Annotated in this window: 16 protein-coding genes; 8 read left to right on the top strand and 8 right to left on the bottom strand. The window is 63.7% G+C overall.

Going from position 1 to position 23,309, the window contains the following annotated elements; all coding sequences use genetic code 11:
* A partial coding sequence (locus tag V7M64_RS19485) for an autotransporter outer membrane beta-barrel domain-containing protein (RefSeq protein WP_333681490.1) occupies window positions 1–1,119 on the top strand: 1,119 nt, incomplete at its 5' end.
* A 343-nt stretch (window positions 1,120–1,462) separates the two neighbouring features.
* On the opposite strand, the gene V7M64_RS19480 is transcribed toward V7M64_RS19485, so the two are convergent.
* A complete protein-coding gene (locus V7M64_RS19480) occupies window positions 1,463–1,726 on the bottom strand; it encodes a hypothetical protein (protein ID WP_333681488.1) in 264 nt (87 codons plus the stop codon).
* 1,246 nt (window positions 1,727–2,972) lie between these two features.
* On the opposite strand from V7M64_RS19480, the gene V7M64_RS19475 reads away from it, so the two are divergent.
* The 3 genes from V7M64_RS19475 to V7M64_RS19465 all read left to right on the top strand — a co-directional run bounded on the left by V7M64_RS19475 (window position 2,973) and on the right by V7M64_RS19465 (window position 13,172).
* On the top strand, window positions 2,973–11,624 hold the full coding sequence (locus V7M64_RS19475) for an ESPR-type extended signal peptide-containing protein (RefSeq protein ID WP_333681487.1): 8,652 nt from the start codon (window positions 2,973–2,975) through the stop codon (window positions 11,622–11,624).
* A gap of 19 nt (window positions 11,625–11,643) precedes the next feature.
* On the top strand, window positions 11,644–12,480 hold the full coding sequence (locus tag V7M64_RS19470; RefSeq protein ID WP_333681485.1) for an OmpA family protein: 837 nt from the start codon (window positions 11,644–11,646) through the stop codon (window positions 12,478–12,480).
* Between the two features lie 233 nt (window positions 12,481–12,713).
* A complete protein-coding gene (locus V7M64_RS19465) occupies window positions 12,714–13,172 on the top strand; it encodes a DUF4019 domain-containing protein (protein ID WP_333681483.1) in 459 nt (152 codons plus the stop codon).
* Between the two features lie 290 nt (window positions 13,173–13,462).
* Here V7M64_RS19465 and V7M64_RS19460 read toward each other — a convergent pair whose 3' ends face one another.
* From V7M64_RS19460 to V7M64_RS19435, 6 genes are all read right to left on the bottom strand, one after another.
* The gene (locus tag V7M64_RS19460) at window positions 13,463–14,566 is read right to left on the bottom strand and encodes an AI-2E family transporter (protein WP_333681481.1); all 1,104 of its coding nucleotides are present in this window, start codon (window positions 14,564–14,566) and stop codon (window positions 13,463–13,465) included.
* Window positions 14,567–14,594: 28 nt separating this feature from the next.
* Window positions 14,595–15,464, bottom strand: coding sequence for a VOC family protein (locus tag V7M64_RS19455; RefSeq protein WP_333681479.1), 870 nt, complete (start codon window positions 15,462–15,464; stop codon window positions 14,595–14,597).
* A complete protein-coding gene (locus V7M64_RS19450; RefSeq protein WP_333681477.1) occupies window positions 15,461–16,366 on the bottom strand; it encodes an SMP-30/gluconolactonase/LRE family protein in 906 nt (301 codons plus the stop codon). Before V7M64_RS19450 ends, V7M64_RS19455 begins: the two co-directional genes overlap by 4 nt.
* Window positions 16,359–16,835, bottom strand: a complete 477-nt coding sequence (locus V7M64_RS19445) for a hypothetical protein (protein WP_333681475.1) — start codon at window positions 16,833–16,835, stop codon at window positions 16,359–16,361. The genes V7M64_RS19450 and V7M64_RS19445 overlap by 8 nt, the downstream gene beginning before the upstream one ends.
* On the bottom strand, window positions 16,832–17,323 hold the full coding sequence (locus V7M64_RS19440; protein ID WP_333681473.1) for a DoxX family protein: 492 nt from the start codon (window positions 17,321–17,323) through the stop codon (window positions 16,832–16,834). The genes V7M64_RS19445 and V7M64_RS19440 overlap by 4 nt, the downstream gene beginning before the upstream one ends.
* Before the next feature lie 65 nt (window positions 17,324–17,388).
* The gene (locus V7M64_RS19435) at window positions 17,389–18,957 is read right to left on the bottom strand and encodes a GMC family oxidoreductase (protein ID WP_333681471.1); all 1,569 of its coding nucleotides are present in this window, start codon (window positions 18,955–18,957) and stop codon (window positions 17,389–17,391) included.
* Between the two features lie 215 nt (window positions 18,958–19,172).
* Here V7M64_RS19435 and V7M64_RS19430 point away from each other — a divergent pair, with 215 nt between their 5' ends.
* Window positions 19,173–19,706, top strand: a complete 534-nt coding sequence (locus V7M64_RS19430) for a DUF3011 domain-containing protein (protein ID WP_333681470.1) — start codon at window positions 19,173–19,175, stop codon at window positions 19,704–19,706.
* A gap of 116 nt (window positions 19,707–19,822) precedes the next feature.
* Window positions 19,823–20,110: a DUF2845 domain-containing protein gene (locus V7M64_RS19425; RefSeq protein ID WP_333681469.1), complete on the top strand. Its 288-nt coding sequence runs from the start codon at window positions 19,823–19,825 to the stop codon at window positions 20,108–20,110.
* Window positions 20,111–20,354: 244 nt separating this feature from the next.
* Here V7M64_RS19425 and V7M64_RS19420 read toward each other — a convergent pair whose 3' ends face one another.
* Window positions 20,355–21,380: an NADP-dependent oxidoreductase gene (locus V7M64_RS19420; protein ID WP_333681468.1), complete on the bottom strand. Its 1,026-nt coding sequence runs from the start codon at window positions 21,378–21,380 to the stop codon at window positions 20,355–20,357.
* Window positions 21,381–21,591: 211 nt separating this feature from the next.
* Between V7M64_RS19420 and V7M64_RS19415 the strand changes: the two genes are divergently transcribed.
* Window positions 21,592–22,380 carry a thioesterase domain-containing protein gene (locus V7M64_RS19415; RefSeq protein WP_333681466.1) on the top strand — a complete coding sequence of 263 codons (789 nt, stop codon included), beginning with the start codon at window positions 21,592–21,594 and terminating at the stop codon, window positions 22,378–22,380.
* Window positions 22,381–22,403: 23 nt separating this feature from the next.
* Window positions 22,404–23,228, top strand: a complete 825-nt coding sequence (locus V7M64_RS19410) for a hypothetical protein (RefSeq protein WP_333681464.1) — start codon at window positions 22,404–22,406, stop codon at window positions 23,226–23,228.
* Window positions 23,229–23,309 lie beyond the last annotated feature (81 nt).

Raw genomic sequence — 23,309 nt, 5'->3', positions numbered from 1 at the left:
GCACCAGCACCGACACCGGCACCGACACCGACACCGACACCGACACCAGCACCGACACCAGCACCGGCACCGGCACCGGTCCCAACCCCATCGCCTTCTTCCACCGGCGCAGGCAGCACGACACCGCCGCCGAAAACCGTGCCGCTTTATCGCCAGGAAGTCTCGCTTTACACCGCCATTCCCTCGATGGCGCTGTCATACGGCCAAGGCTTGATGGACAGCTTGCAGGAGCGAACCGGCGATGGCGTGCTGCAGGCCGACAACGCGAACGGCGCCAGCAGTTGGGGGCGCGTCATCGCGCAGCATGATTCGCGCCATGGCGGTTCGCTCGGTATCTACGGCAACAAGGGGCCGAGCTACAACGACGACATGTTCGCCGTGCAAGCCGGTGTCGACCTGTATCGCGGCCAGCATGACAACGGCACCGACATTGCCGGTGTCTATCTCGCGCTCGGCCAGATCGCCGGTGACGTCAGGCACTTCAATGGCATCAACGCCGGCCACGATCAGCTGCAGAACGTGACACTGGGCGGCTACTGGACGCACCTCGCCACGGCCGGCTGGTACACGGACCTGGTAGTGCAGGGCACCGCCTACAACATCAAGGCCAGCTCCACGCGCATGGCGCCGTTGAAGACCGAAGGCCGCGGTGTCGGCGCATCGCTCGAAGGCGGCTATCCGATCGCACTGCGCAACGGCTGGATGTTCGTGCCGCAGGCCCAGCTGGTGTACCAGGCCGCATCGATCAACGATGCATCCGATGCCGCCTCCAGCGTGTACTTCGACAACGCCAACTCGCTCGCCGGCCGCGTCGGTACCGAAGCGAGGAAGACCTGGACACTCGGCAACGACACCGCGCAACCGAAGCTGATCAGCACCTGGCTGCGCGTCGACCTGTGGCGCGAGTTCATGGCCAATCCGGGCGTCGCGTTCTCCACGCCGACCACGCCGGTGAGCTTCCATTCCAACCTGGAAGGCTCGTGGGTAGGCCTGCGTGCCGGCCTCAGTTCGCAGCTGGCGCGCAACGTGTTTGTGTATGCCAACGTCGGCTATGACTTCGGCATCGACAATCATGGCGACGGCTACGGCGGCAAGGCGGGTATTCGCATCAATTGGTAAGGAAACGGTGATATCTCCCTCCCTTGCGATGGCAGGGGAGGGATGACGTAGGTCGGGTTACGTAGCGCAACCCAACATTTTCGGGGCGATCTGTTGGGTTGGTCCGGATCAAGTCCTGTCTCTCGGTCACAATGTGAACGGAGGGTTTGACGAACTGGGTTGTTGCGCGGTTGACTGGGGGCATTGCCTGCTGCGTGCGGTCACCTTCCGCGGCGTGGCTCTCAAGAGCCTCAAAAGCACATGGCGTTATCGCCACTCAGCGCAGATGTGATCCAGATACAGGGATCAAGTCCGGGCAACCCAACCTACGTGACGATGCCGCAGCATTTCTGGCTTGGCGTAGCTACTGCCACGTGATCTCCTGCGCACCGATCCAATTCTCATCGCCTACACGCTTGAGCACGTCATCGATGCGCGTGTTGATGGCCTCGAAGATGAAGCAAAGTTCGGCGCGGCCGAGGGTGAGGGCGGTGCTGTGGTCTTCTTCGCTGTAGGCGATCTGCGCCATCAGGGTCAGCATGTCTTGCAGGTATTTGAGGCTTTCGTAGCTTTCTTCGGACAATAGATAAAGTTGCGGCCCGCAGCGGCCGCCTTGCATGTTTTTCATGGTGTTCTCCATACGCTTAGGTCACGCCGCGTATTGCGCGCGGCGTGAAGGGCTACAGGAAAAATCCTGCTCGATTAGGCGGAATCAGCTGCTTCCGTTTCGGCGAGTGCCCACTTGGGATCGACGTCGCGCAGCTTGCGCGGCGGTGAAGTAGGAGAAAAGCACCAGGGTGGGAGCACGAAGCGTGCGGGTGCCGTAAGATTCGATCCAACCATTGTCAACCTCGTTTGTTGGTGGTGGCCAGCGGATCGTTTGGGCGGCTACCCAGGCGATCCGCGTTACTTCACATTCTGTCGGGCGTGTCGCAAGTCATCACTGGGATGGGCACGCCCGACTACCGCACCTTCGCATAAAGCGCGCTCTGTAATCTGTCGGGCGCAACCGATTTGCTTGCTTGGCGAATGCCTACATCGTTGGGTGAGGTGCGCTAAGCCCCATGGCACTAGCTTGGGCGGGACGCTTGATGTTCGCGAGGAACTGCTCCCTCCCCTGCTGCCGCAGGGTAGGGAGCAGATCACTGCGAGCGTGACGTTTCGTGGCTTACGTGGGTGCCATTGGCGCTAACCCAACGTGCTGGCAGAGCAAGCCCAAGGGTCCTCATGTGCATGCATGCGTGCTGGGATTCGGCTTCGCTTCGCTCCAACCTGCCTGGATGTGGGCGAGCATTGTCACGGCATGGATGCGTCCGGCCTCAAATGACAACTTGCGTACGCCTGCACCGGCCTGTTTCCGCTTTCGTATGACAATTGCCGAAAACGGGTGATGTTCTGCCGAATTTGTGCATTCGTTTCCGCTTCGATCCGCTTCAATCACACGACAGCCAGCGGCATGACGCCGATGGCTGCCACAGGGATACGGAGCCGGGGGGCGACCATGCATTACATCCATCACACCGCAGGCAGAAACGGCACGCACATCGCATGTGTGCATCCGTGGGACACCACGCACCCGCCCGACGGCGCGGCTGCGCATCTGCTTGGGCGGCCCGAACCCAACTTGCTCCATGTTCAGTGCCCGCGCTTGCGCGCGTTCGACACGTGCTGAACCGCTGAAACGTTTTCCCGCATGCCAGGACGGCATGTGTTCGCGAATCGACGCGGACGGCAGGCGATTGACTCCACCCCCCGAGACGACGCCTCAGGATCCATTGCCTGCCGGGGAATCCCATTCGTTGCGCGCATGAGTTCGCTGCACCGTTCGATCACTTGATTTTTTCCGTCCGTGGAACCGGATTTGGGAGATGGCTATGAACAGGATCTATAGCAAAGTCTGGAATGTTTCGTTGAAGCAGTTGGTGGTGGCATCGGAATTAGCGTCGTGCCGGCACAGTGTGGCGACAGGACAAGGTGCGCAGACGCAACCTGCGCAGCGGCGTCTTTACGCGACCATCCTGGTGGTGTTGATGGCCACGGGATGGACGGGTTGGGCGGATGCACAGACTAACTGCAATGCCGGTCCTTGGAACTTCTATGCCGGTGCCTCTTCATGCATGGGAGCCGGTGCGAGCGCTAGCGGTGACGGAACTGCGCTGGGTTCAGGTGCCAATGCAGGAGGGCCAGAAGGTGTCGCAGTGGGCTATAGCTCGTCCGCGGTGGGTACGGCCACCAGCGCCGTAGGTTACGGGGCTTACGCCAGCGGCACGTATGGCACTGCAATTGGCACTTCCAGTCAGGCAACCGGACAGGGTTCGGTCGCCCTGGGTTACGTCAGCGTCGCCAGCGGCTTCAACGGGCTGGCTCTCGGCTACAACACGCATGCGACCAACACCAACGCAATGGCCGTAGGTCAGGCGGCCACCGCCAGCGGGGTTGGGGCGGTAGCCCTGGGCGTCAATACGGTTGCTAACGTCGACTACGCTATCGCTGAAGGCGCAGGAGCGCAGGCAACGGCCGGCTATGCCACTGCTATAGGTACAAGTGCGCAGGCAACGGTCGGCAATGCCACTGCATTAGGTGCAGGTGCGCAGGCGACGGCCGGCAATGCCACTGCACTTGGCGCTAGCGCAATCGCAAACGGAGGGAATGCAGTCGCCGTTGGCGAGAACGCTCATGCTGCCATCGGTGCGACTGCATTGGGCGGAGGAACGGTTGCCAATGGCAATGGTGCGTCCGCGATAGGGCTCGGAACCCAAGCCACCACAGCTCACGCAACGGCGATCGGCTGGCAGGCATATTCAACTGCGCTCAACGCGACTTATATCGGCGCACGCACAGTCGGAGTGGGCGCTTCCGCGGAATCGGCGATTGCCATCGGCACGGACGTGCAGTCGTCGGGTATATACGGCATCGCCATGGGCATTCAGGCCAATACGAGCCAGGCGAACGCGGTGGGCATAGGCGCGTTTGCGATCGCGAACGGTGCCCAAGCTATCGCTATAGGCCGTAGCGCGAGTGCGCAAGCAGCCTCAACCATTGCCATTGGCGATACTAGCTCGGTATCCAGTACGGCTGGTGCCGGCTCGTTCGCGGGCGGTTATCAGTCCAAGGTACTCGGCGGCACCGGCGCGGTAGCGATCGGTCAGCAGCAGACCGTCAACGGCAACGGCGCGGTGGCCATCGGCGATCCGAATACGGCAACCGGCACCGGCGCGGTCGCGGTAGGTGCGAACAACACCGCCAACGGCAATGGCGCGGTGGCTCAGGGTAATTCCGACATAGCCAATGGCCAGGGCGCAGTAGCGCTGGGCAATACCAGCAATGCGACCGGCGCAAGCACGATCGCGTTGGGCGATACCGCTACAGCGAGCCAGACCAATGCGATTGCGTTGGGTGCGGGCGCCACGGCCGCTACGCAAGCAGGCGACGTAGCGCTGGGTTCGGGTTCCACCACCGGGACGGTGGTGAATACGCCGAACACAGTATTGGGCGGCACCACGTACACCTTCGCCGGCACCAATGCGACCAGCACGGTCAGCGTGGGTACGGCTACGGCGCCGCGCACCATTACCAATGTGGCGGCGGGGCGCATCAGCTCCGGCAGCACCGATGCGATCAACGGTTCGCAGCTGTATGCGACGAACCAGGCGCTGCAGTCGATGATCACCGGCTCCACGTTGCACTACTTCAGCGTCAACGATGGCGCCACGACCCAGGGCAACTACAACAACAATGGTGCGACGGGCGCCAACGCCGTGGCGATCGGCCCCGTGGCAAGCGCGGGAGCAAACAGCATCGCCATCGGGTGGAGCGCGGCTGCTTCGGGACCCGCAGGGGGAGCGGTTGCCATCGGCTATAACGCGAACGCCGTTGGACAGTCGTACACCACGGCGATCGGTGAAAACACTGTAGCGAGTGGCGGTTGGGCGACGGCCTTGGGCTGGGGCGCCAGTGCTTCGGGCCAGGGTGCTGCCGCGATCGGTGCAAGCACTGTTGCCAGTGCCAATTTCGCTTACGCGGCAGGTTTCCAGACCAGCGCGACAGGAGCGGGCGCGGTGGCGCTTGGTATCCATTCCGTTGCCTCGGGTCAAAACTCCTTGGCACAGGGCAATGCGGCTACCGCGTCGGCAACCGATAGCATTGCATTGGGGACGAGTGCCGCCTCTACCGGACCCTCCGGGGGCTCGATCGCCATCGGTGGTAGTGCCAATGCCAATGGTTCCTATACAACTGCCCTGGGCACGAATGCGATTGCCAACGGCGATTGGGCGACCGCCGTGGGGTACAACGCCAACGCAGCGGTCACGACAGCTACGGCGGTAGGCGGGAGTTCCATCGCCAATGCTACCTTTGCGTTGGCGGAGGGCTATCAGGCGACGGCATCGGGATCGGCGGCGACCGCGATGGGCCTGCATGCGATTGCTTCCGGTGCGAACGCCATCGCACAAGGCAATGCCGCCAATGCATCCGGCGCCAACGCGATTGCGGTAGGCGCCAGCTCGGTAGCGAGTGCGCAGGGCGCCGAAGCGCTCGGCAATACAGCGAAGGCCGCCGCGATCAACGCGACAGCAGTCGGCAACGGTTCGCAGGCACTTGCTGCATCCACGGTGGCATTGGGCGACACCAATACGGTGGCGGCCGCATCCGGCACGGGCTCGATCGCGGGCGGACACAATTCGCGCGTGCTTGCCGGCACCGGCGCGGTGGCCTTGGGTGAAAGCCAGACTGTGAGCGGTAATGGCGCGGTGGCGATCGGCGATCCCAACACGGCCACCGGCAGTGGTGCAGTCGCAGTGGGCGCGAACAACACCGCCACCGGCAATGGTGCGATCGCGCAGGGCAACAACAACGTCGCCAACGGACAAGGCGCGGTGGCGCTGGGCAATGCCTCCAACGCCACCGGCGCAAGCGCGCTCGCCTTCGGCGATACCGCCACGGCCAGCCAGGCCAATGCGATTGCGTTCGGCGCGAATGCCACCGCCAGTGCACAGGCCGGCGACGTGGCGCTGGGTTCGGGTTCCACCACCTCAGCCGTGGTCAACACCAGCAGCGCAAGCATCAACGGTGTCACGTATTCGGGCTTTGCCGGCACCAATGCGCTGAGCACGGTAAGCGTAGGATCGACCACGGCGCCGCGCACTATCACCAACGTGGCGGCGGGCCGCGTCAGTTCCAGCAGCACGGATGCGATCAACGGTTCGCAGTTGTATGCGGTGGCGCTGGCTGACCAAGTGCATGATTTCAGCGTTAACAACCCCAACCCGGCCACGGACAGCAATTACAACAACACTGGCGCCACCGGTACCCAGGCAGTGGCGATCGGCTATACAACGGCCGCGAAGGGCAGTCAATCTTTAGCCGTAGGCAGCGGGGCAAATGCGGCGGGCAATCTAAGCACCGCGTTGGGTAACGGTGCGATTGCACAAGGTGGTGTCAACGGCAGGGCCGTGGCAGTGGGGGCGGACGCAAACGCGGCCGGGAACGCCAGCATCGCGATCGGTTACAACGCCTTGGCAAGTGGGAGCGCGAGCCTGGTAGCGGGTTATCTCGCGCAAGCGACAGGCAGCACCAGTGTTGGGCTGGGCAATCATGTAAATGCCACGGCAACGGCTTCGACGGCCGTCGGCAACTTCTCCCAGGCGCTTGCAGCATCCACCGTGGCGATCGGCGACACCAATACCGTGGCGGCGGCCGCCGGCACGGGTTCGTTCGCCGGCGGCCACAACTCGCAAGTGCTCGGTGGCACGGGCGCGGTGGCGATCGGTGAAAGCCAGACGGCGAACGGCAACGGCGCGGTGGCGATCGGCGATCCCAATACCGTGACCGGCAACGGTGCGGTGGCGGTAGGCGCGAACAACACGGCGAACGGGCAAGGTGCCGTTGCGCTGGGCAACACCAACGACGCCACGGGGCAGGGCGCGGTCGCGCTTGGCAATGCATCCAGTGCAACGGCGGCGAGTGCGCTGGCGCTCGGCGATACGGCCACTGCCAGCCAGGCCAATACGATTGCCTTGGGTGCGGGCGCAACGGCCGGTACGCAGGCCGGCGACGTGGCGCTGGGTTCGGGTTCCACCACGTCGACGGTGGTCAACACCAGCAGCGCAACCGTCAACAACGTGACGTACTCCGGCTTTGCGGGCACGAATGCGCTGAGCACGGTAAGCGTGGGTGCGGTGGGCAGCCCGCGCACCGTTACCAACGTGGCGGCGGGCCAGATCAATGCGAACAGCACGGATGCGATCAACGGTTCGGAACTCTACAGCGTGGCGAACACGCTGCAATCGAACATCACCGCGGCGCAGACGCACGATTACAGCGTCAACAGCACGTCCTCCGGCACGGACACCAACTACAACAATGCCGGCGCGACGGGATCGAATGCGTTGGCGGCCGGCGTAAGCGCTTCGGCCGCGGGCATCAGTGCGACGGCGGTGGGCAACAACGCCAATGCCAGCAGCGCCAACAGCGTTGCGCTCGGCAATGGCAGCAAGGCGAGCATCGGGTCTGGCGTCGCGATCGGCAACGGCGCGACGGCGGGCGCGAATGCGGGCGACGTGGCGCTGGGTTCCAATGCCACGACCTCGACGGTGGTGAACACGCCCAGCACCAGCATCAATGGCACCATCTACAACTTCGCCGGCACCAACGCGACCAGCACGGTCAGCGTCGGCAGTTCGACCAGTCCGCGCACCATCACCAACGTGGCGGCAGGCCAGATCAGCGGCAGCAGCACGGATGCGATCAACGGTTCGCAGCTGTTCGCCGCCAACAGCGCCATTACCACGTTGGGCGGGCAGGTGACCAACCTGGGCAACAGCGTGGCTTCTTCGCTGGGCGGAGGCAGCACGTACAACTCCAGCACCGGCGCGGTCACCACCAGCCTCAATTACGGCGGCAACACCTACAACTCCGTGCAGAACGTGCTGAACCAGATCGGCGGCGCGGTGGATGGCGGCGGCATCAAGTATTTCCACGCCAATTCCACGCTCGCCGATTCGCAGGCGACGGGCACGGATAGCGTGGCGATCGGGCCGGTGTCCACGGCCGGCACGACCAATGCGGTGTCGATCGGCAATGGCGCGACAGCCGGCACGAATGCGGGCGACGTGGCATTGGGTGCGGGCTCGGTCACCGGCGCCGTGGTGCAGACGCCGAGCACGGTGATCGCCGGCACCACGTACAACTTTGCCGGCGGCGCGCCCACCAGCACGGTAAGCGTGGGCAGTCCGACCAACCAGCGCACCATCACCAACGTGGCGGCGGGGCAGATCAACGGCAACAGCACCGATGCGATCAACGGTTCGCAGTTGTATGCGACGAACCAGGCGGTGAATACGCTCAATAACTCGCTGACCACGGTGACCGGACAACTGACGCATTACTACAGCGTCAACGACGGCGGTACGCAGCAGGGCAACTACAACAACAACGGTGCGACGGGTACGGATTCGCTGGCGGCGGGCGTGAATGCCTCCGCGACCGCGACGAACGCCACGGCGATCGGTTTCGGCTCGCAAGCGCTGGCGGCGTCGACGGTGGCGATCGGCGACCGCAACACGGTAGCGGCCGGATCGGGCACCGGTTCCATCGCCGGCGGTTATCAATCGCGCGTGCTGGGCGGCACCGGTGCGGTGGCGTTGGGTAACCAACAGACCGTCAACGGCGATGGCGCGGTGGCGATCGGCGATCCGAACTCGGTCAGCGGCACCGGCGCCGTCGGCGTGGGCGCCAACAACAGCGTGAACGGACAAGGCGCGGTGGCGCTGGGCAATGGCAATACGTCGAGCGGGCAGGGCGCGGTGGCGCTTGGCAATGCATCGAGCGCAACGGCGGCCAGCGCGCTGGCTTTCGGCGATACGGCCACCGCCAGTCAAGCCAACGCGATTGCGTTGGGCGCCGGCGCAACGGCCGGCACACAAGCGGGCGACGTGGCATTGGGTGCGGGCTCGGTCACCGGCACGGTGGTGCAGACACCAAGCACGGTGATCGCCGGCACCACATATAACTTTGCCGGCGGCGCACCCACCAGCACGGTAAGCGTGGGCAGCGGGACCAACCAGCGCACCATTACCAATGTGGCGGCGGGGCAGATCAACGGCAGCAGCACCGATGCGATCAACGGTTCGCAGTTGTATGCGACGAACCAGGCGATCGATACCCTCAATACCACCGTCAACAACGGGCTGACGCATTACTACGGCGTCAACGATGGCGGTACGCAGCAGGCCAACTACACCAACAACGGTGCCACAGGTGCGAATGCCATGGCGGCGGGTGTGGCGGCGGTGGCGACCGCAGCCAATGCGAGCGCCATCGGCTACAACACGCAGGCGACGATTGCCGACAGCGTGGCGCTGGGTTCGGGTTCGGTGACCGATCATCCGGCTCCTGCCACCCCCACCGGCAGCGTCAGCCCGTATGTGCAATACAACGTCAACGACCGCACCTTGCTGGGCCAGGTATCCGTGGGCAATGCCACGGGCTATCGCCAGATCACCAACGTGGCGGACGGTTCTGCTTCGGACGATGCGGTAACGGTGCGCCAGCTGGCCGGCGCGATCGGCGCGGTGTCGGTCACCAGCACCAAGTACTTCCATGCCAACTCCGCCCTCCCCGACTCGTTGGCGGTGGGCAACAATGCCATTGCCGTCGGCCCGAACACGATCACGAACGGCGACGAAGGCGTGGCCATGGGCGATGGGGCGATCGTGCAGCAGAACGCTCCGGGTGGTGTGGCGATCGGCGAGACCGCAACCTCCAATTTCGCGGATGCGGTTGCGATGGGCACCCAGTCCAACGCGAGTGGTATCGGCGCGATCTCGATCGGTACATTGAGCACGGCCGGCAACACGGCCGCCATCGCATTGGGTTCCGGCTCAAATGCCGCCGCACAAGCGGGCGACGTGGCATTGGGTGCGAATTCGGTCACCGCAACCGTGGTGAACACGCCCAGCGCTACCATCAACGGCACGACCTATACCTTCGCCGGCACCAACGCCACCAGCACGGTGAGCGTGGGCGGCGTAGGATCGCCGCGCACCATCACCAATGTGGCGGCAGGCCAGGTCAGCGACACCAGCACCGATGCGATCAATGGTTCGCAGCTGAATGCGACGAACAAGGCGGTGACCGCGCTCGGCACGACGACCACCACTTTGGGCAACACCGTCACCAACCTCGGCAATACGGTGGCTTCGTCGCTGGGAGGCAACACCACTTATGACCCGACCACCGGCGCCGTCACCACCAACCTGAGTTACGGCGGCAACACCTACAACTCGGTGCAGAGCGTGCTGAACCAGATCGGCGGTGCGGTGGATGGCGCGGGCATCAAGTACTTCCACGCCAACTCGTCGCTGGCCGATTCGCAACCCGTCGGCACCAACAGCGTGGCGATCGGGCCGGTATCCACTGCTGGCGCTACTGACGCGGTATCCATCGGTAACGGCGCCACCGCCAGCGCGAACGCGGGTGACGTGGCCTTGGGTGCAGGCTCGACGACCTCGACCGTGCAAGGCACCAGCAGCGTCACCGTTGGCGGCAACACCTATGCGGTGGCGGGCACCAACCCCTCCAGCACGGTGAGCGTGGGCAGTGCCGGCAACGAACGCACCGTCACCAACGTCGCGGCCGGGCAGGTGAATGCCACCAGCACGGATGCGATCAACGGTTCGGAGCTGTATGCAACCAACCAGCAGGTGAATGCCAACACCTCTGCCATCGCCAACCTCAATACCACCGTCAGCAACATCAACAATGGCGGCAGCAAGTATTTCTCGGCCAATTCCAGCGGCAACGCGGCGTCCGCCACCGGCACCAACTCGGTGGCGGAAGGTCCCTCGGCCACGGCCTCGGGCATAGACAGCACGGCGATCGGTGATGGTTCCTCCTCCAGCGGCAACAACTCGGTGGCGTTGGGCGCCGGTTCCAGCGATGGTGGCCGTTCGAACGTGGTGTCGGTGGGCTCGTCTACCGATCAGCGGCAGATCACCAACGTGGCGGCCGGTACGGCGTCGACCGATGCGGTGAACGTGGCGCAATTGCAGCAGTCGCAAGCCGGTTCCGTGCAGTACGACAAGAACAGCGATGGCACGGTGAACTACAGCAGCGTCACCGTGGGCCAGGCGGGCACGCCGGCGCAGGTCCATAACGTGGCGGCCGGAACGGCGACCACCGATGCGGCGAACGTGGGCCAGGTGAACCAAGGCGTGCAAACGGCGGAGAACTGGGCGCAGAACTACACCGACCAGAAACTGGCGGGCGTCGACCACGAACTCAACGCGATATCCAATCGCGCCAATGCCGGTGTGGCAGCGGGTATTGCGATGTCCAGCCTGGGCCAGGCGTATCAGCCGAACCTGAGCAGCTTCGGCGTGGGCTTCGGTTCCTTCCACGGCGAAGCCGGTGTGGCGGTGGGTTTGTCCACCATCACCGAAAGCGGGCGCTACATCTTCAAGCTGGCTGCTTCCTCCGACTCGCGCGGCGACGTGGGCGTCGGCGGCAGCGTCAACGTGGTCTGGTAAGGACAGGGAGACGATGAACATGAAATTTTCTTCGACAAGCAAGGCTGTCTTCCTGGCGCTGCTGGCGATGGGCATGAGCGCCTGTGGCAACGTCAGCCGCAACGTGGCCAAGGACGGCTCCCACGCACAGGAACTGGTGTGGCCCAAGCCGGATGACGTCACGCCGATGCACCGTGGCGGCACGTTCCCGGAAATCGACCATCTGCGCGAGCTGCACGCGGGCCTCAACAAGCAGCAGATTTCCCAATTGATTGGCTGGCCGCATTTCGAGGAAGGCGTGTGGGGCGTGCGCGAGTGGAACTACGTGTTCAACTTCCGCGATGCGGATTCCGGCCAGGTGACGGTGTGCCAGTTCAAGATCCTGTTCGACAAGGACAAGCTGGCGCGCACGTTCTATTGGAAACCGGAAGATTGCGCGCGCTACATGAATCCGCCGCCACCGCCGCCGCCTCCTTCACCGGTGGCGAAGCACGAGGAGCAGGAAACCACGCTGGCGACGGACGCGTTGTTTGCGTTCGATCGCTACTCGCTCAAGGACATCACCGATGGCGGGCGTGCGCAGCTGGACGCGCTGGCTTCGCGTTTGCTGGATGAAAACAACCGCATCGCACACATCAGCGTCGCCGGCTACACCGATCGCCTGGGTAGCGATGAGTACAACCAGGTGCTGTCGCAGCGGCGTGCGGAAACGGTGGCGCAGTATCTCGTTGCCAAGGGCGTGGCGCAGGATCTGATCGGTGCGGAAGGGCACGGCAAGGCCGAGCCGGTGGTGCAGTGCGCGGACCAGGCGCGCGGCAAGTTGATTGCCTGCCTGGCGCCGAACCGGCGCGTGGTGGTGCGGGTGGATACGCATTGATTTGAGATGTGAGCCCCTCTCCCTGCGAGAGAGGGGTTGGGGTGAGGGTGTGCAGTCTTGCGCGATGGGCCGCTGCCCTCACCGTCATTTCCGCCTTTCGCCGGAATGACGCCTGGGCAAGAGGGGCGATTCGCCAAGCCCAATCCCTTCGCTGATTGGATACAGCGAAGGCAGCATCGCGCAAGTGTGTTTGAAATTTTGTCTACCAACAGCATTCTCGGGAGCTGATCATCATGCGCGTCGTCACGTCGCTTTCTTTTCTTGCCCTGGCCGCCGTCACTGCCAGCGCCTTCGCCCAAACGCCAGCCGCCCAACCACCCACGCCGCAGCAATACGCCCAGCGCAACCAGCAGATCGAACGGGCTGCGCTGCAAGTGGCCGACCTGGTCGACAAGGGCCAGGAAGGGCAGGTGTGGGATGGCGCGTCCACCATCACCAAGCAGCTGATCGCGCGCGACGCGTTCGTCAAAGGTGTCAGCACCGATCGCAAGACGGTGGGCACGCTGATCACGCGCACGCCGGCCAATCTTTCTTTCAGCGAATCCGACGGCAAGAAGCTGCCGCCGGGATTGTTTGCGAACGTCGCCTTCGCTACGCACTTCGCCAATGAAAAGCAGCCGGTGCGCGAATTGGTGTCGTTTCACCTGGACGGTGACAATGTGTGGCGCGTGACGGGGTATTCGCTGCGCTGATGTCGGGCCGCCACGGCTCGCTACGCTCGCACCTCACCCTAACCCTCCCCTGCACACAGGGGAGGGGACTGTTCCCCGCGACGATCTGTTCCTTCCCCTATGGCAGTAGGGAAGGGTTTATACATCGCCAGATTTCTGCGCCTGAGATGCCGCCACAAATGACCCCGCATCCGTGCCTGCAATGCGCAACTGCCGCGCGCGATTCCATTTTTCTTTCATCCCGCGAACGTAGCCTGCTCGCGCCATCGCTGCCCCGCAGGCAAGCGCGCAGATTTACGTGAGCAAGCAACTCACGGCTCCCACACCCGCCGTCGCTCCCCTTGGATGAAATGACCCAGTGCCCCCAAGGGCCGCACGCGCTCGCACACGATCTTGAAAATCGCCAGCAACGGTACCGCCAGCACGGCGCCGGGAATGCCCCACATCCAATCCCAGAACAACAGCGACGCCATCACCAGCACGGGATTGAGCGTGAAGCGCCGCGCCAGAATCATCGGCGTGACCGCTTCGCCTTCGGTAACGTGCACGCAGATGTACAGCGCCATCGGCGTGAAGGCTTTCCACAGCGGATCCAGGCTCAGCATGCCTACTGCGAGGAACATCACCATGCCGGTGAGCGGGCCGAAAATCGGCACGTAATTGAGCACGAACGCGGTCACTCCCCACAGCAGCGGATCGGGCAGGCCCAATAACCACATGCCCAGGCCGGTCACGATGCCCACGAGGCTGTTCATGATGGTGATGGTGATCAGGTAAATCGAGATATCGCTTTCCACTTGTTGCGCAATATCGATCACCTGCCGCTTGTCGCCGAAGGTAGGCATCACTTCTACCAGCCGACGCAAAAACGTATCGCCGGCAAGCAGCAGGAAGAACAGCATCAGGAAGGTCCACACGAAACCCGACACAAAGTGGCGCGCAGTGGAAAACAGTATCTGCTTGACGTCCATGCCGCTCGAAGACGGCTGCTGGTGCACGTTGCCGACGACTGCGCTCTGGGCGTGCTTGAACAGCTTGGTCAGGGTATCGATCGGCTTGCTGATGACACTTACGCGCTGCTGCAGGCGCGGCAAGCCCTGCGGCAGGCGGTGCGCCCATTCCGAGGCGGGCGAACTCAGCAGGTGCATGAGGCCGAAGACTATGCCCAGCAGCACGGCTACAGCCACCAGCGCGGCGATCAAACGCGGCACGCGCAGATGCTTCATCAGTTTCATGCCCGGCTGCACCAGCAACTTCAAGAAAAAGGCCAATAGCAAGGGCAATACCGCTTCTTTCGCTACATACAGGCAGGCGAGCAGGGCGAGAATGAACAGGCCGCCCCGGTAGACGGCGGAGGCGTCGCGGGGGAGCGGCATGTCGGGCTTGTTGAGGTGGTCGTCTGGGCTTTTGACCACGGTGATCGAACCTGCGGCATGGCGTCGCTTAGACGATGCGCATCGGGTGATCTAGGGTGGGTGAAGCGGTTGTGGGAGAAGTGTCGGCGTGCCTTGCCGGCTGCAATACCAGCCGATGTCCCGTCGGATCCCGCACCAACGCCGGCTCGCCGGCCTCCACTTCAAGTACCGTGCGGTCAGCCGCCATGTCATCCGGCGCCATCGCCACTGCCTTGCCTGCATGTGCGCGATAGCACAACAGCTCCAGCCGCGGCAGTTCATTGGATACGGCGGCAAGCTTGGTCACTTCCACGTCCGCATTCGCCAGGCCATCCAGCCGCTGCTGCGCCGGCCCATGGTTGTGCGAACGGGATACCACGCGGAAACCAAGCTGCTCGTAGAACGTCAGCGACCGCGGTAGATCGGTGACGACCAGCGCGGTGTGGTCGATGCCCAGAAACAGTCCGCCTTCGCGCTGCCGTCGCGTATCGCCTGCGGGAAACTGGATCAGCTCCAAGGGATGCCCGTCCGGATCGCGGAATTTGAATGCCGTTACCGAGCCCGCCCCCGGCGGCAAGGTTTGCGGTCCGCCTTCGCTGATCGGCTCGAACGCATAGCGGCACAACTGGGCGTACGCGGTGGGCATATCCGCCGCCACGATGGCCAGGTGCTGGAACCATGGATCGGCCGCGCTGTGGCGCGAGGGATAGGGAAACCCGTGCGAATCGAATGCCACCAGGCAAAGCTCCTGCTCGCCCAGCCGCATGCGTGCCACCAGGCTCCCGCTACCGGGGTGATCGTGCCGCGTTTCTTCAAGCAACACGAAGTGCAGCGCATCGCGATAGAAAGCCACCGCGCGCGCCAGCTCGGCGACGTTGCGGCTGACATGCTTTATACGCAGCGCGCGTGCGGCGCTCATGGACGCTGCGCGCCGCGGCAGTTGGTATAGATCGCATACAAGCTTTGCGAGGCGCAGATGAACAGGCGGCTGTAATGGCGTCCGCCGAAACACAGGTTGGACGCGGTGCACGGCAGCTTGATGCGGCCGAGCAGCGTGCCGTGCGCGTCGTAGCAATGCACGCCATCGGGCGTGGCGACCCACAGATTGCCGGCTTCGTCGCAGCGGATGCCATCTGCTTTCGTCTTGAGGAAGCAGCGTCCATGGGCGAGACGTGGCGGCTTGCCGGCTTCGGCTTCCACCTCGAACACCCAGATCTCCGCATGCGGTTCGGCGGCGAACTGGATGCCGAGATCCACCACATACAGCTTTGTTTCATCCGGGGAGAAGCACAGGCCATTGGGCCCGTCGAATTGATCGGTGAGCGGGTGCAGCTGGCCGTTGCGCGGATCGACGCAATACACCCGCGACGGCAATTCGCGCTGTTGCTTGCCGCCTTCATAATCGGTGTTCACGCCATAGGGCGGATCGGAAAACCAGATGCTGCCATCGGATTTGACCACCACATCATTGGGCGAATTGAGGCGCGCGCCTTCAAAGCGGTCGGCCAGCACGGTAATGCCGCCGTCCCATTCCGTGCGCGTGATGTTGCGGCGACGATGCGAGCAGGAAATCAGCCGGCCCTGACGGTCGCGCGTATGGCCGTTCTCATAATGCGAGGGCTGGCGAAAGACCGAAACACCGCCGCTTTCGCTCCAGCGCATCACGCGATCGTTCGGAATATCGCTGAACAAGAGGCAGTTGTGATCGGCAAACCAGGCCGGTCCCTCCAGCCAGCGAAATCCGTCGGCGAGTTTTTCCAGCGGCGCGTTGGGCAGCACCATTGCGTGAAAACGCGGATCGACGACTTCGATGTTATCCACGCACGTCCTCCGTCGCATTGGCAGGCCGTCCGCGCGCGCCGGGATGTTCGAGCTGCACCAGCATCAGCACCGCCGGCGCATCGCCGAGTGCGCCGGAGCGATGGCCTTTGCGTCCCTTGCCGTCGGCCACGCATTGCTGGTCACCACCGAAGGACACATCGCCCGCGCCCATTTCCACGCGCGCGCCATCCATGCTTTCCACGAACCAGCGCCCCGACAACGGTACGATCCACTGCGGCCGCGGATTTTCGTGCCATTCGCCGACCCAGCCGGGCGGCAGTACGGAAAACACCACGGTGGCTTGCCGCGAGACGAGTGCGTCGTTCCACTGCGGTGCCGCGCCGCCCATGCTCTGTTGCTCGAAGTGATCCAGCATGCAGCGCGATTGATGGCTGACGCCTTCGATGTCCGTCCAGATCTGCCAGTACTCGAACGTGGGCGAGTCGGTGTCGGAAACGTGCGTGTTCATGGCGTAGACCTCGCAGGGGAAGGCGCGACCGCGGCGGGTGTGTAGACCGGTGTGGAGGCGAGCGGATGCCTCGCCACGTCGTGCAGCGGCGCGAGCTGGGTGCCGAAGGTGATCAGCAACATGCCGCCGACCAGGCCGAAATTCTTGAGGAAATCCCAGAAGTGCGCGCGTGCCAGGCTGCTGCCCTTGGCCCAGAAATCCGGGTAGGCCCAGAAGTTGTGGTAGAGCAGGGCGGTGACGGCGCAATAGCCGGCCAATAGAAACGCAGCGAGCCGATCGTGCCAGCCGGCGATGATGCAGGCGGAGCCGATCAGTTCGAGCAGCATGCCAAGGATCAACAGCACGGAGCCGCCGGGCAGGAAGGTGGAGTTGGCCTGCTTGAGCGCGTCGTTCCAGTTGATGATCTTGTCGAGTGCGCTGAAGGGGAAGAGCACGACGAGGCAGATGCGGATCAGCAACGGAATGCCGATGGTGTCCAGTGAGGTCATGGGCGCCCGCCTTCGCCGGAAAGACGATTCGTTTTGGAAATGTCAGGCCGATACATACCCATCCCTCAGCTGACACCCAGCCGCTCCTTGATGTGATCGGCCACCCGCAAGGCATTCGCGATAATCGTCAGCGTCGGATTCACCGCGCCGATCGACACGAAGAAACTCGCATCGGTGAGATACAAGTTATCCAGCTCATGCGCTTTGCAATTCACGTCCAGCACGGAACTCGCCGGATCACGCCCGAACCGCGCCGTGCCGGCCTGATGCGCGGTACCGCCAATGGGAATCTCCTTGCCGGCCTCGAACTCCCGCTCGAACGGATGCTTGCCGGTGCCACGCACCAAGGCTTTCAGCTTCTGCTTGAGTCTTGCATGCGCATCGAGGTTGTTCTCGTGCAGGTCCAGCACCACGCGTCCGTCGCGTTGCAGGCGCACGCGATTTTCAGGACGCGGCAGATCTTCGCTGGAAAGCCAGAAATCCAGTGCATGCTGCGCGACCTGGTCGAAGGGAAGTTCGGGCAGCCATTGGAGCCATCCCGGCAGCGCTTCGCCGCGCAGGGTGTCGGCGTGCGATTTGCCGGTCATCTGGATCAGGCCGAGCGGGTGGGGCCAGTCGTCCGCGCCCAAGTAGTAATCGCTCACGGCGAGGGTTTTCTGGAACACGGTGTCGTTGCGCTCGCGCGAAACGGCCAGCATCACCGACTGGTTGTGCCGCATGTAGTGGCGGCCGAGCATGCCCGAACCGTTGGCAAGCCCGTCGGGATGCCGCGTGTTGGCGGAGCGCAGCAGCAACAGGGCGGAGCTCAGCGCGCCGCACGCCGCTACCACGATATCCGCCGAGTAGCTTTCATGCTTTCCTTCGCGCTCGACGTGCACGGCGGCCACGCTGCGGCCGCTTGCATCGGTTTCCAGCCGGGTCGCACAGGTATGCGTAAGCAGCCTGACGTTGGCATGTGCGGCCAGCGTGGGGTCGATGCATATCACCTGCGCATCGGCCTTGCCGTTGAGCAGGCACGGATAGCCATCGAACGCCGCGCAACGGATGCAGGTGCTGGTTGGCGCGACGTGGCCGTGGTGTTCGTCCAACAGAATGCCCAGCGGCATATGAAACGGATGCACGCCTTGCCTGGCGAAATCCTCGTGCAGTTGCTGCAAACGTGGTTCGTGCGATACCGGCGGAAACGGATACGGTGCGCTCGCCGGCGGTTCGGTGGGATCCTCGCCGCGTTGCCCGTGCACGTGGAACAGCTGTTCGGCTTGCGTGTAGTAGGGCTCGAAGTCGGTATAGCTGAGCGGCCACGCGGGTGAAATGCCATCGCCGTGCTGCAAGGTTTCGAAATCCTGCGCGCGCAAGCGGAACAGTGCGGCGCCGTACATCTTGGAATTGCCGCCGACGAAGTAATGCAGGCCGGGCTGGAACGGATGGCCGTCGCGGTCGTACCAGGTTTCGTCGGGCAGATAGGCGTTGTCGACGAAGACGGTTTTCGCGTCCCAGTTTTCGATGCCGCGCTTCAGGTAGCCGCCGCGCTCGATCAGCAGGATGCGCTTGCCGGTGGGTGCAAGCCGTTGCGCCAGCGATGCGCCGCCAGGGCCGGTGCCGATCACGATGATGTCGTAGTGCTGGTCTGGCATGCGTGCACGGCTGCCTGCAGGGAATGTCAGCGCACAGCATGGACAAGGCGTTGTGGTGATGGCGCCGAAGGCAAAACAAGGTTGTGTCACGGCGGAGCAGGCGGGCGCAACATGAACTGCCGCTTGCGTACCGCCGCGTGGAGCCGATGACTTGCCGCAGCGATACGGCTATCGTCCTCATCGAAATAACTTGCGCGGCGGAATGAGGAGCGACCATGCACGTGATCGGCAAGGTATGGAGGAGCGGAGCGGTTGCGTTGGCCGTCGGGTTTGGCCTGTTGGAGGCACCGGCTCCGTCACACGCGCAACGTGGCCCGCAAGGTGCGTATTGCGCCAGCAACGACAACCGCTTCGCGCGCTGCCAGGTGCCCTGGCGCGATGCGGAGCTGGTGCAGCAGATGTCCAAGACGCGCTGCGTGCGCGACCAGACCTGGGGATTCGACCGTAACGGTATCTGGGTGGACAAAGGCTGCCGCGGACAGTTCGCCCCGGCCTATGGCCGCCAGTACGACGACGGCCGGGGCCGTGGTTGGGGCCGTCCGCCGCAACAGCTGCAGGTGCGTTGCGAAAGCCACGGCGGCAACCGCCAGTTCTGTCCGGTGGACCTGCGCCGCGACGACCAGGTGCGCATGGTCAACAAGCTTTCGGGCGCAGATTGCCGGCAGGGACGCAGCTGGGACTGGTCGCGTGACGGCATCTGGGTGGATCGCGGTTGCCGGGCCGTATTCGTGGTGGAACGCCGCTACTGACAATAACAGCCGTTTTCGGATTTTTGCGGCTTGGGTCGGCGCCGCGTCACCTGCATACCAGACCGCATGGCGCGCGGATGACGCCGCGCCAGTCCACCATGAAAAGGGAGTTCATCATGCGCCGCTATCTGCTTGCGGGTTTGTTGCTTGCCAGCGTTGCCGTCCACGCCGCCACCTCGCTGCGCGTCGGTGACAAGGTGCTGACGATCGGCGACAGCGCCGCGTATGTGCAGCAATTGATGGGGCCGCCGACGGTGCGTGCTTTTGCGCATCGGAGCCATGGCGGCCTGCCGGACGACCAGGTATCGCGTGGCGAGGAATGGCAGTACGTGCAGGGAAACAAGGTGGAAATCATTACCGTCGTCAACGGCAAGGTCACTGGTTTTCAGACGGAATATCACTAGATTGCGCCGCACGCCCTATGCGACTCCCCCCGGGTGCAGCACAGGTGGCGTGCGCGCGTAGCGAGCGTTCAGGCCGGGCATCAACGCAGAAACGCCTTCAAAGACTATCGGCAACGTCCAACTGCGCGCCAAAGCCCAGGCAACCCCGCCCCGACACTCCCCAACCGGGGCAGGGGAGGAAGCAGAGCCCGGCAAGCCGGGACTCCTCGCCAACCAGGCGCGAGCAGGGGATGGAGTGTGACCATCACCCGCCAACCTTCACCACCACCTTCCCGAAATGCCTGCCCGCCAGCAAATCGATCAATCCTTGCGGCGCCAGTTCAAGCCCTTCGACGAATTCCTCGCGCAACGTCACCTTGCCTTGCGCCACCCATCCGCTCATGTCGCGCAGGAAATCGGCAAACTCGGCCGCGTAGTGGTCGAGGATGATGAAACCTTCCATACGCAAACGCCGCGCCAGGATCAATCCCATCAACTCCGGTACGCGGTTCGGTCCGTCCGGCAAGTGCGTGGCGTTGTACTGGGCAATCAGGCCGCACACCGGCACGCGTGCGCCGATGTTGAGCCGCGGCAGCACGGCATCGAACACGGCACCGCCGACGTTTTCGAAGTAGACGTCGATGCCCTTGGGCGTTGCCGCGGCGAGTTGCTCGGCAAAATCCGGCGCGCGATGGTCGATGCATGCATCGAAGCGGAGTGTTTCCACGGCATAGCGGCATTTCTCGGCGCCGCCGGCAATGCCGACCGCACGTGCACCTTTGAGCTTGGCGATCTGGCCGACGATGGAGCCGACCGCACCGGTCGCCGATGCCACCACCACGGTTTCGCCCGGCTTCGGCTGTCCGATCTGCAACAAGCCGTGATACGCGGTGAACCCCGGCATGCCCAACACGCTGAGGGCCAGCGAGGGCCGGCTGATGCGGCTGTCTATCGCGCTGATGTCGCGGCCATCGGATAGCGCATAGTCCTGCCATCCGCTGGCCCCCACCACCACATCGCCCACTTTGAAAGCGGGATGGCGCGATGCCTCCACGCGGCTCACGGTGCCGCCGACCATCACTTGGCCGAGTTCCACCGGCGGCAAGTAGGACGGTGCATCGCTCATGCGGCCACGCATGTAGGGATCGAGCGAAAGATGGATCGTGCGCAACAGCACCTGCCCCTCGGCCGGTTGCGGAATGGGCTGGCTTTCAAGGCGAAAATCGCTGGGCCTGGGTTCGCCATGCGGACGTGCGTGCAGCACGATACGGCGGTTGACGATCTGTGTCATGGGGATTTCCTTTGGCGGGGATGTGCGCATGGTGGTAGCTGCTGCCGCGATCACAAGGGGCGGCGCGGGGGGCGAACACATCTTTGCACGCCAGGTGTTTTCACGATGTCTTCACGTGGTAGCCGTGGCATCGCACCGCTTATGCCGGCCGTCGAAGTGATGCAAAATGGCAAGCGCGGTGGCCCATCAGGGCACGCCAAGGGGACGCGGGATGGCGGTAAGCATGCGGGCGAATGCGGCTGACGCGGGGCGCTGGTTTCGGCGCTTCAGCGCGAGTGGCGGTACGCGTCGCCGCCTGATCTGCTTCCATCACGCCGGTGGCGGGCCCTCGCTGTTTCGGGAGTGGCACCAGCATGTCACCCCATATACGGAAGTGTGGGCTGCGGCGATTCCCGGGCGTGAAATACGCGCCGCCGAACCGCCGCTCTATCGACTGGACACACTGGCCATGATGCTGGCCGAAGCGCTGCCGCTCGACCTGCCGTTCGCCTTCTTCGGCCATAGCCTGGGTGGCCTGGTCGGTTTCGAGGTGGCGCGGCAGCTGCAGGAGCGCCATCTGCCGCTGCCGCAACGCCTGTTCGTATCGGCGTGTCCCGCACCGCAGCTGTGCCGGCGGGAAAAATCACGCGCCACGCTCGGCGATGCCGAACTGCTGCGCATGCTGGAAGGTTCTGGCGGCACGCCGGAGGAAATCCTCGGCCATCCCGACTACCTGCAAATGGTGTTGTCGGTGCTGCGTGCGGATTTCAACCTGATCGACAGCTACACGGTGCCGGAAGGCTGCACATTGCGGCTACCGATCACCGCTTACGCCGGGACCGGCGACACGTACATCACGCCTTCGCACATCCGCGCGTGGGAACGCTGGGCGTTGCCGGGCTTTGCCTGCCGTAGCTTCGAAGGCGATCATTTCTATCTGCACCATCAACGCGCGGCATTGATCGACGACCTGCTGGCGCGCTGGAGCGATGGCGAAGCACGGCGGGCCTTGCGCGCATGAGCGGTAACCACAAGAGGTGAAACATGTTCGGCAGCATTGTGCTTGAGGCCGCCATCGGCATGATCGTGTGCTTCGGTTCGGTCGCGTTGATCGCCAGCAGCTTGCAGGAAGCGATGGCGTCCGTGTTCCGGCAGCGCGCCAGGACCTTGTTGAACGGTATCGATCAACTTTTGAATGGACACGGCCTGGTGCTGGACATCTACAACCATGCACTGGTCAATCCGCGTAGCGACGGCCGTGCAACCAGCATCGCGGGCGTGTCCTTGCGGTTGGCGCCGTCATACATCGCGCCGCTGAACTTCGCGCGCGCCATGGTGGATTCCCTGCAGAAAGGACAGGTGGCATTTGCCGACCTTCGCCCGGTGCTGGAAAACATTTCCGATCCGCAGATCCGCAGCTGCCTTTGCAGCATGTACGACCGTGCCGCCGGCAGCGTGGCGCTGTTCGAGGCGGAGATCGCCCGCTGGTTCGATTCCGCCATGGAGCGAATCTCCGGCGCCTATAAAAGACACGCCCAGTTCTGGGCGTTCGTACTGGCCTTGCTGGTGGCGGTCCTGTTCAACATCGACGCCAGCCACGTGCTGACGCATCTATGGAAAATGTCCGCCACGGGCGTGTTCCACCTGCCTGCGACGGCAGCGACGCCCGACGCCCATGACGCCTTGTCATACCTCGAACAGCTGCCGATCGGATGGATCGAGACACCGCATCCCGCCGCGGTGCTATACATGATTCCCGGTTGGCTGATCACGGCCTCCTCCTCGTTGTTCGGCGCGCCGTTCTGGTTTGGCCTGTTGGGGAAGGTCACGAATCTGCGCGGGGCAGGGGACAAGCCCAGCTCGCCTTGAGGCATTCGTAGGCTGACGCTTTTGCTCGTCATTCCGGCCTTCGCCCACTGCTGTCCGGGGAAAATGAAGTTCTTCAGAAAT

The sequence above is a fragment of the Dyella sp. genome (assembly GCF_036746095.1).
In the GTDB taxonomy this organism is placed as follows: Bacteria; Pseudomonadota; Gammaproteobacteria; order Xanthomonadales; family Rhodanobacteraceae; genus Dyella_B.
Note: the sequence above shows the minus strand (reverse complement) of the source record. Positions and strands in the feature narration are given on the sequence as shown.

Coding starts and splice junctions, on each gene's coding strand:
- V7M64_RS19480 (WP_333681488.1), bottom strand. CDS start 1,726: ATGAAAAACATGCAAGGCGGCCGCTGCGGGCCGCAACTTTATCTATTG.
- V7M64_RS19475 (WP_333681487.1), top strand. CDS start 2,973: ATGAACAGGATCTATAGCAAAGTCTGGAATGTTTCGTTGAAGCAGTTG.
- V7M64_RS19470 (WP_333681485.1), top strand. CDS start 11,644: ATGAAATTTTCTTCGACAAGCAAGGCTGTCTTCCTGGCGCTGCTGGCG.
- V7M64_RS19465 (WP_333681483.1), top strand. CDS start 12,714: ATGCGCGTCGTCACGTCGCTTTCTTTTCTTGCCCTGGCCGCCGTCACT.
- V7M64_RS19455 (WP_333681479.1), bottom strand. CDS start 15,464: ATGAGCGCCGCACGCGCGCTGCGTATAAAGCATGTCAGCCGCAACGTC.
- V7M64_RS19445 (WP_333681475.1), bottom strand. CDS start 16,835: ATGAACACGCACGTTTCCGACACCGACTCGCCCACGTTCGAGTACTGG.
- V7M64_RS19440 (WP_333681473.1), bottom strand. CDS start 17,323: ATGACCTCACTGGACACCATCGGCATTCCGTTGCTGATCCGCATCTGC.
- V7M64_RS19435 (WP_333681471.1), bottom strand. CDS start 18,957: ATGCCAGACCAGCACTACGACATCATCGTGATCGGCACCGGCCCTGGC.
- V7M64_RS19430 (WP_333681470.1), top strand. CDS start 19,173: ATGCACGTGATCGGCAAGGTATGGAGGAGCGGAGCGGTTGCGTTGGCC.
- V7M64_RS19425 (WP_333681469.1), top strand. CDS start 19,823: ATGCGCCGCTATCTGCTTGCGGGTTTGTTGCTTGCCAGCGTTGCCGTC.
- V7M64_RS19420 (WP_333681468.1), bottom strand. CDS start 21,380: ATGACACAGATCGTCAACCGCCGTATCGTGCTGCACGCACGTCCGCAT.
- V7M64_RS19415 (WP_333681466.1), top strand. CDS start 21,592: ATGGCGGTAAGCATGCGGGCGAATGCGGCTGACGCGGGGCGCTGGTTT.
- V7M64_RS19410 (WP_333681464.1), top strand. CDS start 22,404: ATGTTCGGCAGCATTGTGCTTGAGGCCGCCATCGGCATGATCGTGTGC.